At 58.6% G+C, this 14,347-nt stretch carries 16 protein-coding genes; 11 read left to right on the top strand and 5 right to left on the bottom strand.

Features of this window, described 5'->3' with window-relative positions; all coding sequences use genetic code 11:
• The first annotated feature begins 4 nt into the window (after positions 1–4).
• The 6 genes from ABRP66_RS07710 (at position 5) to dnaB (ending at position 4,995) form a co-directional block, all read left to right on the top strand.
• The gene (locus tag ABRP66_RS07710; RefSeq protein WP_284771258.1) at positions 5–1,396 is read left to right on the top strand and encodes a glycosyltransferase family 87 protein; all 1,392 of its coding nucleotides are present in this window, start codon (positions 5–7) and stop codon (positions 1,394–1,396) included.
• Positions 1,393–1,581 carry a hypothetical protein gene (locus ABRP66_RS07705; RefSeq protein ID WP_284771257.1) on the top strand — a complete coding sequence of 63 codons (189 nt, stop codon included), beginning with the start codon at positions 1,393–1,395 and terminating at the stop codon, positions 1,579–1,581. The genes ABRP66_RS07710 and ABRP66_RS07705 overlap by 4 nt, the downstream gene beginning before the upstream one ends.
• A 122-nt stretch (positions 1,582–1,703) precedes the next feature.
• Positions 1,704–1,994, top strand: coding sequence for a 30S ribosomal protein S6 (gene rpsF, locus ABRP66_RS07700; protein WP_023016353.1), 291 nt, complete (start codon positions 1,704–1,706; stop codon positions 1,992–1,994).
• A 49-nt stretch (positions 1,995–2,043) separates the two neighbouring features.
• Positions 2,044–2,598 carry a single-stranded DNA-binding protein gene (locus ABRP66_RS07695; RefSeq protein ID WP_284771256.1) on the top strand — a complete coding sequence of 185 codons (555 nt, stop codon included), beginning with the start codon at positions 2,044–2,046 and terminating at the stop codon, positions 2,596–2,598.
• 48 nt (positions 2,599–2,646) lie between these two features.
• A complete protein-coding gene (rplI, locus tag ABRP66_RS07690; protein ID WP_005275797.1) occupies positions 2,647–3,099 on the top strand; it encodes a 50S ribosomal protein L9 in 453 nt (150 codons plus the stop codon).
• A 462-nt stretch (positions 3,100–3,561) separates the two neighbouring features.
• Positions 3,562–4,995 carry a replicative DNA helicase gene (gene dnaB, locus ABRP66_RS07685; protein ID WP_005275794.1) on the top strand — a complete coding sequence of 478 codons (1,434 nt, stop codon included), beginning with the start codon at positions 3,562–3,564 and terminating at the stop codon, positions 4,993–4,995.
• 5 nt (positions 4,996–5,000) lie between these two features.
• Here the strand turns inward: dnaB and ABRP66_RS07680 are convergent, their stop codons facing one another.
• From ABRP66_RS07680 to ABRP66_RS07665, 4 genes are read right to left on the bottom strand one after another with little or no spacing between them, the layout of a single operon-like run.
• Positions 5,001–5,465, bottom strand: coding sequence for a VanZ family protein (locus ABRP66_RS07680; protein ID WP_284796906.1), 465 nt, complete (start codon positions 5,463–5,465; stop codon positions 5,001–5,003).
• Between the two features lie 28 nt (positions 5,466–5,493).
• Positions 5,494–6,795 carry an MFS transporter gene (locus ABRP66_RS07675; protein WP_349838537.1) on the bottom strand — a complete coding sequence of 434 codons (1,302 nt, stop codon included), beginning with the start codon at positions 6,793–6,795 and terminating at the stop codon, positions 5,494–5,496.
• Positions 6,796–6,798: 3 nt separating this feature from the next.
• Positions 6,799–8,994: a heavy metal translocating P-type ATPase gene (locus ABRP66_RS07670; RefSeq protein WP_284771254.1), complete on the bottom strand. Its 2,196-nt coding sequence runs from the start codon at positions 8,992–8,994 to the stop codon at positions 6,799–6,801.
• Positions 8,995–9,003: 9 nt separating this feature from the next.
• The gene (locus ABRP66_RS07665) at positions 9,004–9,204 is read right to left on the bottom strand and encodes a heavy-metal-associated domain-containing protein (RefSeq protein ID WP_005280400.1); all 201 of its coding nucleotides are present in this window, start codon (positions 9,202–9,204) and stop codon (positions 9,004–9,006) included.
• 118 nt (positions 9,205–9,322) lie between these two features.
• Here ABRP66_RS07665 and trxA point away from each other — a divergent pair, with 118 nt between their 5' ends.
• Both trxA and ABRP66_RS07655 read left to right on the top strand, forming a co-directional pair.
• Positions 9,323–9,694: a thioredoxin gene (gene trxA / locus ABRP66_RS07660; RefSeq protein ID WP_005275779.1), complete on the top strand. Its 372-nt coding sequence runs from the start codon at positions 9,323–9,325 to the stop codon at positions 9,692–9,694.
• Between the two features lie 91 nt (positions 9,695–9,785).
• Positions 9,786–10,523, top strand: a complete 738-nt coding sequence (locus tag ABRP66_RS07655) for a PspA/IM30 family protein (protein WP_284771253.1) — start codon at positions 9,786–9,788, stop codon at positions 10,521–10,523.
• On the opposite strand, the gene ABRP66_RS07650 is transcribed toward ABRP66_RS07655, so the two are convergent.
• Entirely contained in the window at positions 10,520–11,695 is a 1,176-nt protein-coding gene (locus ABRP66_RS07650) for an NYN domain-containing protein (RefSeq protein ID WP_284771252.1), read from the bottom strand. The two genes, ABRP66_RS07655 and ABRP66_RS07650, sit on opposite strands and share 4 nt — an antisense overlap.
• 208 nt (positions 11,696–11,903) lie before the next feature.
• Between ABRP66_RS07650 and ABRP66_RS07645 the strand changes: the two genes are divergently transcribed.
• The 3 genes from ABRP66_RS07645 to ABRP66_RS07635 are packed head-to-tail and all read left to right on the top strand — an operon-like array spanning position 11,904 to position 14,055.
• Complete coding sequence (locus tag ABRP66_RS07645; RefSeq protein ID WP_035108334.1) at positions 11,904–12,278, top strand: GntR family transcriptional regulator; 375 nt, start codon at positions 11,904–11,906, stop codon at positions 12,276–12,278.
• Positions 12,275–13,078 (top strand): AAA family ATPase, encoded by an 804-nt coding sequence (locus ABRP66_RS07640; RefSeq protein WP_284771251.1) that lies wholly within the window; start codon positions 12,275–12,277, stop codon positions 13,076–13,078. Before ABRP66_RS07645 ends, ABRP66_RS07640 begins: the two co-directional genes overlap by 4 nt.
• Positions 13,075–14,055, top strand: a complete 981-nt coding sequence (locus ABRP66_RS07635) for a hypothetical protein (protein ID WP_349838536.1) — start codon at positions 13,075–13,077, stop codon at positions 14,053–14,055. The genes ABRP66_RS07640 and ABRP66_RS07635 overlap by 4 nt, the downstream gene beginning before the upstream one ends.
• Positions 14,056–14,347 lie beyond the last annotated feature (292 nt).

Below are 14,347 nucleotides of genomic sequence, written 5' to 3'. Positions count from 1 at the left end.
ACGCGTGAGCCAAGACCAGCGCTTGTCCGCCGCAGACGAACCAATGGCGCGAGGCGTCATAGAGTTCTTGGGCGGGCCGAGGGGACGCTTTGCCCGGGATAGCCGCGCGCAGTGGTGGACCCCGCTGCGCGCGCTCATCGCGGTAGCCTGGATTTTCTTGGCCGGTGGGTTCTTATCCAAGGCAAATTGCGCCGCTGGTACTCGCGGCGAAGACGGCACCATCAATCTTGATTGGTCCGCTAACCGCCAGTACACCTCTTTTTGCTATAACGACATCGTCCCGCTTTATGAAGGCCGCGGATTAGATCAACCGGGCTTTCCCTACGCCTTTTCCTGGCAGGAAGATGGCCTGACCCGCTACATGGAATACCCGGTATTGGCGGGGATGTTCCAGGGCCTGATGGGCTGGATTGCGCGCCATACTTATGGGCTCGTGGAATGGGCTGGGGTGCCCGCCGCTGGCTGGTACTTTGGGCTCACCGCCATGGTCATGGCCTGCACCTGGGTCGGCGTCATCTACATGGTTTACCTCTTGGTGGGAAACCGCACGTGGGACACCATCCTGGTAGCCGCCAGCCCGTTGATTATCATCCATGCCTTTAGCAATTGGGATATACCTGCCATCGCCTTTGCCGTCGGCGCGCTACTGGCCATTAGCCGCCACCGCCCTTGGCTCGCCGGCATCCTCATCGGCCTTGGAACCGCATTCAAATTATGGCCGATATTTCTGCTCGGTGCGTTTTTCGTCCTTGCCTGGCGCAGTCGCCGCTGGGACGCTTTTGCCAAGGTCGCCGTCGCTACGGCTGCCGCTTGGTTCGTGGTCAACCTTCCCGTTGCCTTGAAATACCCGGACGCCTGGGCGGAATTTTTCCGCCTGAACCAGGAACGCGGCGCGGAATGGACCACCCTGTATGCGCTGATTAGCCGGAATCTGGACATTTCTTTCAGCCAGGACTTTTTGAATACTTTCTCGCTCGTGGCATTCATCTTCTTGTGCGCCGGTATTGCCTTGGCCGGCTGGCGCAGCCCGCTTACCCCGCGGGTAGCGGAGTTGGTCTTCCTCATCGTCGCGGCCTTCCTGCTGGTCAATAAGGTTTGGTCCCCGCAGTATTCGCTCTGGCTCCTAGTTCCAGCGGCCTTGGCCGTGCCGCGTTGGCGGTTGGTTTTGGGCTGGGCGCTTGCCGATGCCCTCGTATGGCCCCTGCTCATGTGGCACATGCTGGGCATCGATAATAAGGGTATTCCACACGAGCTCTTGGACGTGGCGATCCTTGTGCGCGATGGATTCATCATTGCCATGGCGGTTATTGTGCTGCGGCAAATGTGGAATAAAACGGAAGATAAAGTGCGTGCGGCGCATACGGGCCGCGACCCAGTGGCGGGAGTATTTCAATGATTGTGACCATAATCGGCATGGTGTCGATCTTGTTGGGCTTTATCTGCGTTATGGCGGCCTTTTGGCTGTTTCATAACAGGGAAGATAAGCGCGGGCCCATCATCTTGGGCATCCTTGCCATTGTTTTTCTCACCATCATTCCCGCGACGTGTGCTATCTTTTTTGCCTCCACTACGACGGGATAGATTTCTTTTCGCCGGTCATTTGCGGTACTGTGGTGGGGTTGCTTGACGCAACGCACCCTCCTGCTGCATCCGCAAAGGTGATGCAGCCGAAAACGACTAGACCATAGGAGGTGATGAGGTCCGTGCGTCACTACGAAGTCATGATCATTCTGGATCCTAATCAGGATGAGCGCACCGTAACCCCGTCCCTAGATAAGTACCTCGACATCGTCCGCAAGGACGGCGGCAAGGTTGAGAACCTCGATGTATGGGGCAAGCGTCGCCTTGCATACCCTATCGAGAAGAAGGAAGAGGGCATTTACGCCGTCGTTAACCTGGAGTGCGAGCACCCTTCGGTTTCCGAGCTCGACCGTCGCCTGAACCTGAACGACACCATCCTGCGTACCAAGGTTCTGCGCACCGACAGCAAGTAGCGGATACTGGGATCAAGCACAATCCACGTAACCGATAAGGAGTAAAGACATGGCACAGGGAGATACCAATATTACGGTGGTGGGCAACATAGTTGCTGACCCCGAGCTTCGCTTCACCCCAGCGGGTGCGGCGGTAGCTAACTTCCGCGTCGCCTCCACGCCTCGTCGCTATAATTCGCAGACGAACCAGTGGGAAGACGGCGAAGCTATGTTCCTGACCTGCAACGTATGGCGCCAGGCGGCGGAGAACGTCGCCGAGACCCTGAGCAAGGGCATGCGCATCATCGTTACCGGCCGCTTGAAGCAGCGTTCCTTCCAGACCCGCGAGGGTGAAAACCGCACTGTATTTGAGATCGACGTCGATGAGGTCGGTCCGTCGCTCCGCTACGCCACCGCACAGGTAAACCGCAATCCCCGTGAGGGCGGCGGCAACTTTGGCGGCGGCGGCCAGCAGCAGCGCTCGAATAACAATAATCAGGGCGGCTTTGGAGGCCAGCAACAGCAGCAGTCGCAGCAGCAGAACCAGGCTCCTGCAGAGGATCCGTGGAACTCCGCACCGCCAGCAGGCGGCTTCGGAGGCGCTGATTCTGAACCTCCGTTCTAAGTCTGTCACCCGCAACTATTCAACTAACTCAATTGAAAGGCAGGGATCATGAAGCTGATCCTCACCGCTGCCGTTGAGAACCTCGGCGCCGCTGGCGAAATTGTTGAGGTTAAGGACGGCTACGGACGTAACTACCTGCTTCCCCGCGGCTTGGCCATCGTGGCTTCCCGCGGCGCTGAGAAGCAGATTGAGGGCATCAAGCGCGCCCAGGAAGCTCGCGAAATTCGCGACCTGGACCACGCACGCGAGGTCCGCAACCAGCTTGAGCAGCTGACGAACGTTGAGGTCAAGGTTAAGACCTCCACTTCCGGCAAGCTCTTCGGTTCCGTTAACGCAGAAGACATTGTCAAGGCCGTCTCCAAGGCCGGTGGCCCTAACTTGGATAAGCGTATCGTTGATATGCCCAAGGGCCTGGTCAAGAAGACCGGCAACTACCAGGTCGAGCTGAAGCTGCACGCTGACGTGCTCGGCAAGGTGAACTTCTCGGTCGTCGCTGCTTAAGCAGCGCTCGACGGTCCACAGACCCAAAGACAACAGCACGGCTTAAGGCCCCAAGAATTCTCTATGTGAGGTGGAGAATTCCTGGGGCCTTTTGCCTACCCAACTGGCCTGTGGATAACTGTGAAAATCTGTGGATGAATGTGGAATTCAGGGTACGGGCTCACCAAGAGTTTTGCACGACTTTACCGCTGGTCACGGCCTATTTTCCGCCACTGTGTGGGAATTTTCACACTTCGAAATAATCGCCCTGACCAGCGGTTATTATCGTTGCAGGTCACAGTGATGCCAAGTTATCCACAGTCGTGACCTCGGCAAATGAAATGCAACGATCGGCCTACCAGGTAATTCCACAAGCACCTGTGGATAACTGTGGGAGTTATGCCCAGGCAGGTAGTGTCCGGGAGCTCGTCTACACTTGGACAGCGTTACGCACGGTCTCTTTACGGACACCAAGGGGGACACATGACCAACGCGAGCTTCGATGATGAACAGCTTCCGCCGGAACCACCGGCGCCGGATAATGCCGTAGCGCGCCGGCCGCGGTACCAACAGGATCAACCGCAGCGCTACGAGGAGTATCGCCAGCCGCCGTCGGACCGGGAAGCAGAGCAGGGCGTATTGGGCGCTATGCTGCTCAGCCCCAATACGGTCATGGAGGTAATTGAAGAGCTCGAACCCGATGACTTCTATTATCCGGCCCACGCCTTAATTTATGGTGCCATGCTGGACCTCTACGCGGCGGGGCAAGACATCGACCCCCTTATCCTTTCCTCGCGGCTGGATAGGTTTAATAACCTCGAACGCGTTGGTGGTGCGCCCTACTTACACACCCTTTTGGCTACCGTTCCCACCGCGGCCAATGCCCGCTATTACGCGGAAATCGTGGCGGAAAAGGCCGTCCTGCGCCGGCTTGTGGATGCCGGTACGCGCGTGGTCCAACTGGGATTTTCTGGCACAGAGGATGCCGAGATCGAATCGGTGATCGACCGAGCCCAGCAGGAAGTATTTGCCATCGCCCAGCGCAAGACCGCTGAGGACTACCGCGTGCTGGGTGATCTGATTGATCCCACCATTGATGAGTTGGCGGCGCTACAGCAGGCGGGCGGCGTTGAATTGGGCGTGCCCACAGGCTTCATTGACTTGGATAAGCTCACCAATGGCTTGCACGCAGGCCAGATGATCATCGTGGCGGCGCGACCCGGTGTGGGTAAGTCCACGCTAGCGATGGATTTCATTCGCTCGTGCTCTCTGCAGCACGGCAAGTCCTCCGTCATTTTTTCCTTGGAAATGTCAGCCTCGGAGATCGTGATGCGCCTGCTCTCCGCGGAATCTGAGGTCAAGCTCACCGATATGCGCAGTGGTGGCGTCTCCACGGAGGATTGGGCGAAGATCGATGACACGCTTAACCGCATTCAAGATGCGCCGCTATTCATTGATGATTCCCCGAACCTCACGATGATGGAGATCCGTTCGAAAGCCCGCCGGCTCAAGCAGCAGCATGGCCTCGACCTCATTGTTTTGGACTATCTCCAGCTGATGTCTTCGGGTAAAAAGGTGGAGTCGCGCCAGCAAGAGGTCTCGGAGTTCTCGCGCCAGCTCAAGCTATTGGCCAAGGAACTTGAGGTGCCGGTGATTGCCATTTCGCAGCTGAACCGTGGACCTGAAGCCCGTAATGACAAGAAGCCGCAATTGGCTGACTTGCGTGAGTCCGGTTCCTTGGAGCAGGACGCCGATATGGTGATGCTGCTATACCGCCCAGACTCGCAAGACCGCGATAACGAGCGAGCCGGAGAAGCGGATATTATTTTGGCCAAGCACCGCGGCGGGCCCATTGACACGGTTCAGGTGGCCCACCAGCTGCACTACTCCAAGTTCGTCAACATGGCGCACGGATAAAGGACTTATAGGTCCACGACGGCCGCGGGGTCCCCTAAGCGGGGACCCAGAATTACCAGCACGATAAAGACCGCGGCCGCGACCAAGGAAAGCCACCGCCATACCGGGAAGAAGCGTTGCCCGCCCCAGTGAGCGATCGCTGCACCGATGAGCGCGCCGAGGGTATTAAAGAGCAGATCATCGATATCTGTGCGGCCTAGGGCAAAAACATATTGGGCCGTCTCCAGGGTTAAACTCAGCGCGAATCCCCAGGCAGCCGATACCTTCACGGAACGGCACAGCGTGAATATCAAAAGCCCGAAGGGGATGAAGAAGGCGGTATTGCCGGCGTATTCGAAAAGCGGCGCAAACCAACTATTGCCGGAAAATTCATCGAGGGGAACTAAATGGAGCTCGCGGACGCGCTGGTTTTCGGGCTTCCACAGGTAACCAATCTGGAAGAAAGCTTTCAGGGTGGTCAGCGCCACCATGACGCCAATCCACGCGCTAAGGGCTAATTTATCGAGCAAGGGCCTCACCCTTAAGCTCAGGCAAAGTAAATGCAGCTGTGGCGGCGATGGCGAAGGCAGCCGCAAAGAGCACGAAAAGGAATCCAGCGCCGGTCGCCGCGATGAGTGGCGGCACAACGAGCGGTGCGACGATGGAGGCGATGCGACCAAAACCGGCGGCGGCACCTGTACCACGACCGCGCAGCGCGGTGGGGTAGAGCTCCCGACCAATCGCATAAAGAGCACCCCAGGCGCCGAGGTTGAAGAAGGACAACAGGCACCCGGCGATGATGATGAATACTTCGGAGCTTGCGGTGCCATAGAGCCCGGCCGAGACGGCGGAGCCGACCAAGAACACGGCGAGGGTGACTCGCCGGCCCCAGACCTCAATGAGCCAGGCGGCGGTGGCGTAGCCCGGTAGCTGTGCCAAGGTAATGATGAGGGTGAAGCTGAAAGATTTTACGAGCGAGAACCCATCGGCAACCAGCAGGGACGGGATCCAGATGAAGGCGCCGTAATAGGAGAAATTGACGCAAAACCAAATGGTCCACAGGGCCGCCGTGCGGCGGCGCAAACCCCGACCCCAAATGGAGGTCTCGGTGGAGGCAGTGGGTTCTGGGTGGACATCGTCAAGCGGCTGGCCCGCGGCGGCCTCCTCGAAGGACGCCACAACCTCTTCGGCCTCGCCGTGGCGGCCCTTGGATTCGAGGAAGCGCACCGATTCCGGCAAGCCTAGGCGCACGTAGACCGAATAAGCGGCGGGGATGAGACCCACGGCAAAGCCCCAGCGCCAGCCGTTTTCGCCGGCGCCCACGATGAAGGTGCCGATGAGCGCGGCGAGGATCCAGCCGAGCGCCCAGAAGGCCTCGAGGAGGACTACCATGCGCCCGCGGATGCGGCGCGGTGAGAATTCGGAGATGAGTGTGGAGGCGACCGGCAGCTCCGCGCCCAAGCCCAGCCCGACGATGAAGCGGAAGATGATAAGCATGGTCAGCCCACCGGCCAGGGCGGAAGCGCCTGTGGCCAGGCCATAGACCAAGAGGGTGAGGGAGAAGACGTGGCGGCGGCCGTATTTATCCGCAAGGAGCCCGCCGAATGTCGCGCCCAGAGCCATGCCGAGGAAGCCAACAGAGGCGAGCCAGGAGGTTTGGGTGCTACTCAAATCCCAATGCACGGCCAGGGCGGCCATGATGAAGGAAATGAGCCCGACATCCATAGCATCGAGCGCCCACCCTAGGCCGGAGCCCAAGAGTAGGCGCTTGTGTTTGCTGGTGACCGGAAGCCGGTCTAATCGTTCATTGCGGCTGAGCATGCGCTAATCATAGCGCTGGGTGGAAAATTTCCGGAGACGCAGGGAATTGGAGACGACGAATACGGAGCTCAACGCCATTGCAATGCCGGCAAATAGCGGGTTCAGCAGGCCAAAGGCCGCCACGGGGATGAGAATAATATTATAGGCAAAGGCCCAGAACAGGTTGCCCTTAATGATTTGCAGCGTGCGGCGGGATAGGCGAATGGCATCGGCTGCGGACCGCAGGTCCCCATTCATCAACGTGATATCGGAGGCCTCGATGGCAACGTCGGTACCGGCGCCCATCGCCAAGCCAAGGTCCGCCTGGGCCAAGGCCGCGGCATCGTTGACGCCGTCACCAACCATCGCCACATTGTGCCCCTCGGACTGGAGCTTCTTGATGACGTCGACCTTTTCCTCCGGAACCACGCCGGCTGTGACCTCGGTGATGCCAACTTCCTCTGCCACGCGCTTGGCCGCGCCCTCATTATCGCCGGTCAGCAGGTGCGGGGTTAGGCCCAGCTGCTTCATCTGCTCTACGGCCTCAGCGGAGGTGGGCTTGACGGTGTCCCGGACCTCAATGAGCCCAGCGAGCTCATCGTCGAGGTACACCGCCACTGGGGTAGCGCCCGCGCCCTCTGCCTTGCGGAAGGCCTCAGCGTACTGGCCTAGGTCCCCACGCGGCTTGCCGACGCCCACGCGGACCCCATCCACCGTTGCTTCCACGCCAGCGGTGCTGGTGGAAAAGTCGGTGCCGGGCTCCACGTCGCGCTCGCGCGCAATGGCCTGGGCGATGGGGTGTTCGGAGTTCCGCTCGACGGCGGCTGCGTACTCGAGGACATCGCCATGCACGGCCGTAACGGACATTTCACCGGCGGTCACCGTGCCGGTCTTATCCATCACGATGGTATCGACCTGCTTGGTGGACTCGAGGATCTCCGGGCCCTTGATGAGCAAGCCCAGCTGGGCACCGCGGCCGGTGCCGACCAAGATGGCGGTCGGGGTGGCAAGGCCCAGCGCGCAAGGGCAGGCGATGATCAGCACGGAGACGGCGGCGATAAACGCCGGCGCCACGCCGCCAAAGATGAGGTGTACCAGCAGCGTGAGGACGGAAATGCCGATCACTATCGGTACAAAGACCTGCGCGATGCGGTCCACCAGGCGCTGCACGGGTGCCTTGGAGGCTTGCGCGTTGGTGACCAAGGTGGCCATTTGGGAAAGGACCGTGTCCTCGCCCACCTGGGTGGCCTTGACCTCCAACTTGCCGGAAGCGTTAATGGTGGCGCCGGTAACGGTATCGCCCACGCCCACCTCTTCCGGGACGGATTCACCGGTGATCATGGAGGCATCCACGGCGGAATTGCCGGAGACGACCTCACCATCGGTGGCAACCTTTTCGCCCGGGCGCACAACGAAGACATCGCCCACCTGCAATTGGGAGATGGGGATGCGCTTTTCCTTGCCATCCCGCAGCACGGAGGCTTCCTTCGCACCCATGGACAGCAGGGTGCGCAGCGCCTCGGACGATTGTCCCTTGGCCTTGACCTCGAACCAGCGGCCGAGGAGCAGGAAGGTAATGACCATTCCCACAGACTCAAAGTAGATATGGTCCATCTCGGCCGAGCTGGAGGACCACGACATGCTCATGGTCATGCCGGGCTCGCCGGCGTTGCCAAAGAATAGCGCGTACAGGGACCACAGGTATGCGGCCGAAGTGCCCATAGAAATTAAGGTATCCATGGTGAACGAGCCGTGCTTCAGGTTGGTCCACGTAGCGGAGTGGAAGGGGGCGCCACCAAAGATGAAGACGACGGTGGCCAGCATGGCGCAGGCCCACTGCCAGTTCTGGAACTGAAGGGCGGGCACCATGGAGACAACCATGATGGGGGCGGACAATACCGCGGAGATGATGGTGCGCCGCAGCAGGCTCTGTTGTTCGGCAGCGCGGGCATCATCAACCGGCGTGCCCTCTGCGTCTGCGTCCCCGTCCTGGTCGCCGTCATCGCTGCCGGACATATCGAAAGCGCTGTATCCGGCGCCTTCGACGACCTTGATCAGATCCGCGGGCGTAGAAGTCTCCGGATCGAACTCAATAGAGGCGGATTCGGTGGCAAAGTTTACGCTCGCCTCAACGCCGTCTACCTTGTTGAGCTTTCGTTCTACCCGGGAAGAGCAGGACGTGCAGGTCATGCCCGAGACCCCGAGATCAACGTGTGACATAGTATTCGCCTACTTAAGGGTGTATCCGGCTTCGGCTACGGCGGCTGCCACTTGCTCATCGGTGAAATCGCTACCGGAGACAGACACTGCGCCGGTGGTGTGGTCTGCAGAAACTGCCTCAACACCGGCGATTTCGCCTACCTCTTCGCGGATGGACATTTCGCAGTGTCCGCAGCTCATTCCTTCTACGGTGTAGTTCTTCGTTGCCATGACTATCATCCTTTCTCGGTGCTTATGCTTCCATGCTATACCCCCTAGGGGTATCAGGCAAGGGAGGAATTTAGGTACGGTGGGGAATAAACCACAATGTAAAGGAGTTACAACGAGTATGGCTACTATCGACGTCACTGAAGAGAACTTTGAACAGACCGTAACCGGCGAAGGCATTACGCTTGTCGATGCCTGGGCGGACTGGTGCGGCCCATGTAAGCGCTTTGCTCCTGTCTACGAGAAGGCATCCGAGGAGCACACCGATGCTACCTTTGCCAAGCTGGACACCGAGGCAAACCAGGGCCTTGCATCCGCGCTGCAGATTCAGTCCATTCCTACCCTGATGATCTTCCGTGATGGCATCCTCGTATTCCGCGAGGCTGGCGCACTGCCGCCCGCAGCGCTGGAGGATCTGCTCAAGCAGGTCAAAGACCTGGACATGGCTGAGGTTCGCCGCCAGGTTGAAGAGCAGAACGCACAGCAGGCATAGAATCTGAATTTTCAGAGCTTCCACGGCGCTTTCTGGTGAGTATCGCTAAACTCGCTAGAAAGCGTCTTTTTTATGACCAAAGGAGATAGTGATGGCTAACCCCTTCAGCAAGGGCTGGAAGTACGTGATGAGTTCTCTCGATCAAAAGATTGATGAGAACGCCGATCCAAAGGTCCAAATCCAGCAGGCGGTCAAGGCCGCCAAGGAACAGCACCAGGAAATCTCGGATCATGCGGCAGAGATCATCGGGCACAAGTCTCAGTTGGAAATGCAGATGAACCGCCTGGTGAAGTCCCAGCAGGATTACCAATCCCAAACCGAGCGCGCCTTGGAGCTCGCGGATTCCGCTGAGGACCCCCAGAAGGCGAATGAGTACAACCAAGCCGCTGAGGTAGTGGCTTCCCAGCTCGTCGCGGTGGAGCAGGAACTAGAAGACGTCAAGCAGCAGCACGCGGCGGCGGAGCAGGCGGCTGAACAAGCCAAGAACCAGCAAAAACAATCCGAGGCCCGACTCAAGGAGCAGCTGGCACAGGTGAGCCAGTTGGAAGCGCAGGCGGATCAGGCCGCAATGCAGGAAAAGAATGCGGAAGCACTCGATTCCATGAACGAGCTCAAGCCCGATGATTCCGTGCCGAGCCTGGATTCCGTCCGCTCCAAGATTGAAAAGCGCTATGCCGATGCGCTTGGTGCACAAGAGTTGCAGCAGGCAACCGGTGGCGACCGCATGAGTGAGATTCAAGCGGCCGGCAACGACATGAAGGCCAGCGCGCGGCTAGATGCGCTGCGCGCCGATATGGCCAAGAAGAAGGAAATCGAATCCGGGGATTAATTCTCGCGGCGGATATTAATTAGCACGCCGCGGATTCCTGAGTGGAACCCATCGCGCAAGTTCACGCGCTGGGTTTCCGTCAGGGTGTATTCATGCAGGGTTTCGCAGGCGAACTGCAGCAGCGGGCGGTCGATTTCCGGCGGTAATCCGCCGCCAGACAGTAAGTGGGCTTGGTCGCGCTGCTCTGAGTTGGCGGCATTATCAAACCACCACGATGCGTACTGCTGGCCCACATCGAATGGGGACTGGAACCCGGCAGAGCTCCAGACCTCTTCTGGCAGCGGGACGTACTTCGAGCGCAGCTTGCGCCGCGGTGCCATCATTGACGGCTTCGGCGCAGGCTTTGGTGCTGCTTGATCGGTAGCCTCGGCCTCTTCGGCAGGGCCCTTCTCCGCTTCTGCAGTGGGCTTGTCTTGCTCTTGTGGGGTTGGGGTTGCGGCCTGCTGTGCGCTTTGAGGCGGCGCAGGCTTTGGGGCAGGCGCCGGCGTCGGCTTTTCCGGGGTGCCGAATGCGGTTTCCACCTCGGAGGGCTCCTCGCACTCGTCGCAGTGCTCGGCTCCTGGAAGCTCCTCTTCTGCTTCCTCTGCCTTCTGCGCTGCATCGCGGACCACTGGGGGAAGCGGTCCCTCGAGGACCTGCAGCTCCATGGAATCCGCGAAGTCCTCGCGCGGATCCAAGATGGTGGTGGAATCGCACGTATGGCGCAGCGCTGCGGACATGGAATCCCAGCCAAACCCGTACAGGTGCACGCGGATGCCATTGTCCACGGCGGTCTGCGCGCCGGGAATCATGTCCGCGTCGCCGCTGACCAGCACAAAGTCGGTGAACTGGTTCTTCACGGCGGCCATGACCATATCGGCCACGAGCCGGGTGTCTACGCCCTTTTGGGTGCGTCGCTCGCCCCATTCAATGAGTTGTCCCGTGCGCAATTGCACGCCCTCGCAGGTGCGAAGGGCGCGTTGGTAGCGGTGCGGACCGGTATCCGGGATTCCGTCGTACCAGTATTGGCGTTGAATCGGGTTGCCTAATTGCTCCTCGATCATTCCGCCCATGGTGCTGACCACCTCGGGCAGATCGATTTCTAGCTGCGCGCGGGCCCCCGTTTCCCAGGAGTTATAAAAGCTCGCGAGCAGGTATGAGGCATCGACAAAGACAAGTGTGCGTTCAAGCATGGCTCCTAAGTTCCGTTCTAATTGTTCTAAATAAAATTCTTTGTTACCTCCAGTGTGCCTTATTCACCCCGAAACGTCGATCACAATTCGCTAATTCCCAGCATATTGGCCGCAAATGAAAAGTTTTCGGTGACCATTGCGGCGTCGGCAAGTGTGTTATATGGTTAGTTACACAACTAACTAAGTAACTAACGAGCCGAAGGTGATGATGGATAACTCCACGCAGCCGCTCTTTCGGCAGATTGCGTCCTTGGTGGAAGACACCATTGTGGACGGCACTCTGGCGGAGGGCGATAAGGCACCTTCCACCAATGAGTTGGCGGATTTCCACAACATCAACCCCGCAACCGCGCGGAAGGGGATCACCCTCTTGGTGGACCTAGGGGTGCTGGAAAAGCGGCGGGGCATCGGCATGTTTGTGGCCGAGGGTGCATCGCGTGCCATCCGCGAGCGCAGGCGAGGCGACTTTGCCGCGGAATATATGGCCCCGCTTGTCGATGAAGCAGTTCGCTTGGGCTACAACCGCGCCCAGCTCCATGACCTTTTCGATCGGGTTGCAGAAAGCAGAGGAATGTACTCATGATTACTACCCGCGATTTCACCTTTTCCGCAGGTCTTACCCATGGCTTGGTGGGCCGCAACGGAATTGGCAAGACCACCTTATTGCGAAAAATTGCCGGCCAAATTCAATCCGGTCGCATCACGGTCTTCGACCGCCAGCCCTTTGATAACCAATCCGTACTCAACCGGGTAATCCTCATGGGCATCGACAATCCGCTGCCGGATTCGTGGGGTAGCAAGAAGCTCGGCGCCGTCGGCCAGGCGCGATGGCCCAACTGGAATGCGGAGCAATATGACGACCTCATCGCCGGCTTCGACATCCCAAATAAGGCGTATTCCGCGCTCTCGCGTGGACAGAAATCGGCATTGGGATTTGTTTTCGCCGTTGCCTCTGGCTGCGAAATAATGCTTTTGGACGAGCCTTATCTGGGTCTCGACCTGCCACGGCGCGAACTCTTTTACCAGGTCCTCCGGGAAGAGCACGGTCGCACCATCGTGGTATCCACCCATCACCTCAATGAAATAGAGGGGTTGTTGGACACTATTTCCCTCATGGGGGAGAGCCCTATCAGCGGTCCAGTGGATGAATTTGTTGATTCCTTCCTGGAAATCAGCGGGCCCGAGGAGGCCATCTCCGCGGCCGTTTCCGCCCTTGACCTGCCGGTATTGGAGCGCGCTTCAACCAGCCTGGGAGACCAAGTGCTTGTCGATGCCCGCACTACCTCGCCCGATCCCGTCTTCCGCTATGCCAACGAACATCATCTCCGGGTAGCAGAGGTATCACTTGAAAAGGCTGTCCGAGCATTGGAGGAGCAGTCATGAAACTCTTATGGCACACAACGGAATGGGTCTGGGTAACAGTCCTATTCTTCATTGCGCTTTATCCTGTACTTTTTGGCGAAAAGTGGGGAACTGTCACCTTGCTCTTGCCCCTTGTGCCCATCCTGACGTATCAACCCAGTTTTGATAAATACCAAGTACTTGGCCTGAGCTCACAGATATGGAATGAACACCGCCGGATTATCGTCACGGTTTTTGCTGTTGTGGCCATGGCAGGAGCGGCTGCACGGCAGGGCTGGTGGGCGTTGGCTGTTTATGCGGCGGCTTTGGCATGGGCGCTGTGGCGGAAACCAACCCCAACCAGGACGGGGTACTCGACGACCCCTTTGGGAATTGCATCCAAGCTTGGGCGTTTCCCGCCGACGCTCGACGCGCAGGCTGTATACCGCCGCCAGGTCCGCATGTGGCTGATGGTCGTCGTATTCTTAGCCATCAACGTTGTGCTTTCGCTAATGAGCACGCTGTGGGAACCGATGGAATTCATCGCTTTCATTGCTTGGTCACTCTCCGCCGTTTTCATCAGCCAGCCCATGGGCATATTGCGGGATACGCTCAGGGATTATGTCACCCTCGGCGGCACGCGTCGGCGCTGGGCTTCCATGACCGCAATGACGGGGCTCATCCTCATCCTTGGTTGCGCCGCCGTAGGGTTAGCCCTTTCCTTCTGGGGGAACACAATCGAGGTCGCCGCCGGCATGACCGCCATCGCGGGCGTCACCGTCCCGGGACTTATGTACCTCGAGTTCCTAGAGAAGAGGACCCTTGGAGTTTTAGTCGCGTACCTCCTCGGTATCGCAGCACTGTTATGGCTTTTCGCCCAAGGCTATATCTCGGCCGCGGTGGGGATGTTTATAAGCCTTGGCATCTACGCCGTATGGGCCGTAACTCTGCCGATATATGCACGCCGCATAAGCAGCCTGTGGAGGAAAGGCTTTGCGGGCTGGCTTGGCATGAGATAAATGCGTTCGAAACCAGGAGTGACCAGCGAGTTTGTGAAAGTTTAAAGCGGTGTGTAACTTAATACGAGTCAGCGCGACCGACAGCGCCCCACAGAGACAAGAATTTGTTTCTGGCTGAAGCGGCGATAGGAAAACAGGCCCTGACAAAAAATAACTTTTTACTCGCAACGAGTTCCATGCTTTAGAGCATGTAGCTGTTGTGTGGTGACGATGTCTGAGAACTCAATAGTGTGCCAATGTACTTATTTTTTATTTTTGTGTGCATGGTTGTGTGTTGATTGGTCTGTTGGCC

This window comes from Corynebacterium sp. KPL2680 (assembly GCF_040225675.1).
Taxonomy (GTDB): domain Bacteria; phylum Actinomycetota; class Actinomycetes; order Mycobacteriales; family Mycobacteriaceae; genus Corynebacterium; species Corynebacterium rhinophilum.
This window is presented reverse-complemented; position numbering and strand designations above follow the sequence as displayed.

What these genes read in the sequence shown, in the direction of transcription:
- ABRP66_RS07650 (WP_284771252.1), bottom strand. Translation starts at nt 11,695, where the DNA reads ATGCTTGAACGCACACTTGTCTTTGTCGATGCCTCATACCTGCTCGCG.
- ABRP66_RS07705 (WP_284771257.1), top strand. Translation starts at nt 1,393, where the DNA reads ATGATTGTGACCATAATCGGCATGGTGTCGATCTTGTTGGGCTTTATC.
- ABRP66_RS07675 (WP_349838537.1), bottom strand. Translation starts at nt 6,795, where the DNA reads ATGCTCAGCCGCAATGAACGATTAGACCGGCTTCCGGTCACCAGCAAA.
- ABRP66_RS07655 (WP_284771253.1), top strand. Translation starts at nt 9,786, where the DNA reads ATGGCTAACCCCTTCAGCAAGGGCTGGAAGTACGTGATGAGTTCTCTC.
- trxA (WP_005275779.1), top strand. Translation starts at nt 9,323, where the DNA reads ATGGCTACTATCGACGTCACTGAAGAGAACTTTGAACAGACCGTAACC.
- ABRP66_RS07640 (WP_284771251.1), top strand. Translation starts at nt 12,275, where the DNA reads ATGATTACTACCCGCGATTTCACCTTTTCCGCAGGTCTTACCCATGGC.
- dnaB (WP_005275794.1), top strand. Translation starts at nt 3,562, where the DNA reads ATGACCAACGCGAGCTTCGATGATGAACAGCTTCCGCCGGAACCACCG.
- rplI (WP_005275797.1), top strand. Translation starts at nt 2,647, where the DNA reads ATGAAGCTGATCCTCACCGCTGCCGTTGAGAACCTCGGCGCCGCTGGC.
- ABRP66_RS07645 (WP_035108334.1), top strand. Translation starts at nt 11,904, where the DNA reads ATGGATAACTCCACGCAGCCGCTCTTTCGGCAGATTGCGTCCTTGGTG.
- ABRP66_RS07670 (WP_284771254.1), bottom strand. Translation starts at nt 8,994, where the DNA reads ATGTCACACGTTGATCTCGGGGTCTCGGGCATGACCTGCACGTCCTGC.
- ABRP66_RS07695 (WP_284771256.1), top strand. Translation starts at nt 2,044, where the DNA reads ATGGCACAGGGAGATACCAATATTACGGTGGTGGGCAACATAGTTGCT.
- ABRP66_RS07635 (WP_349838536.1), top strand. Translation starts at nt 13,075, where the DNA reads ATGAAACTCTTATGGCACACAACGGAATGGGTCTGGGTAACAGTCCTA.
- ABRP66_RS07680 (WP_284796906.1), bottom strand. Translation starts at nt 5,465, where the DNA reads ATGGTGGCGCTGACCACCCTGAAAGCTTTCTTCCAGATTGGTTACCTG.
- ABRP66_RS07665 (WP_005280400.1), bottom strand. Translation starts at nt 9,204, where the DNA reads ATGGCAACGAAGAACTACACCGTAGAAGGAATGAGCTGCGGACACTGC.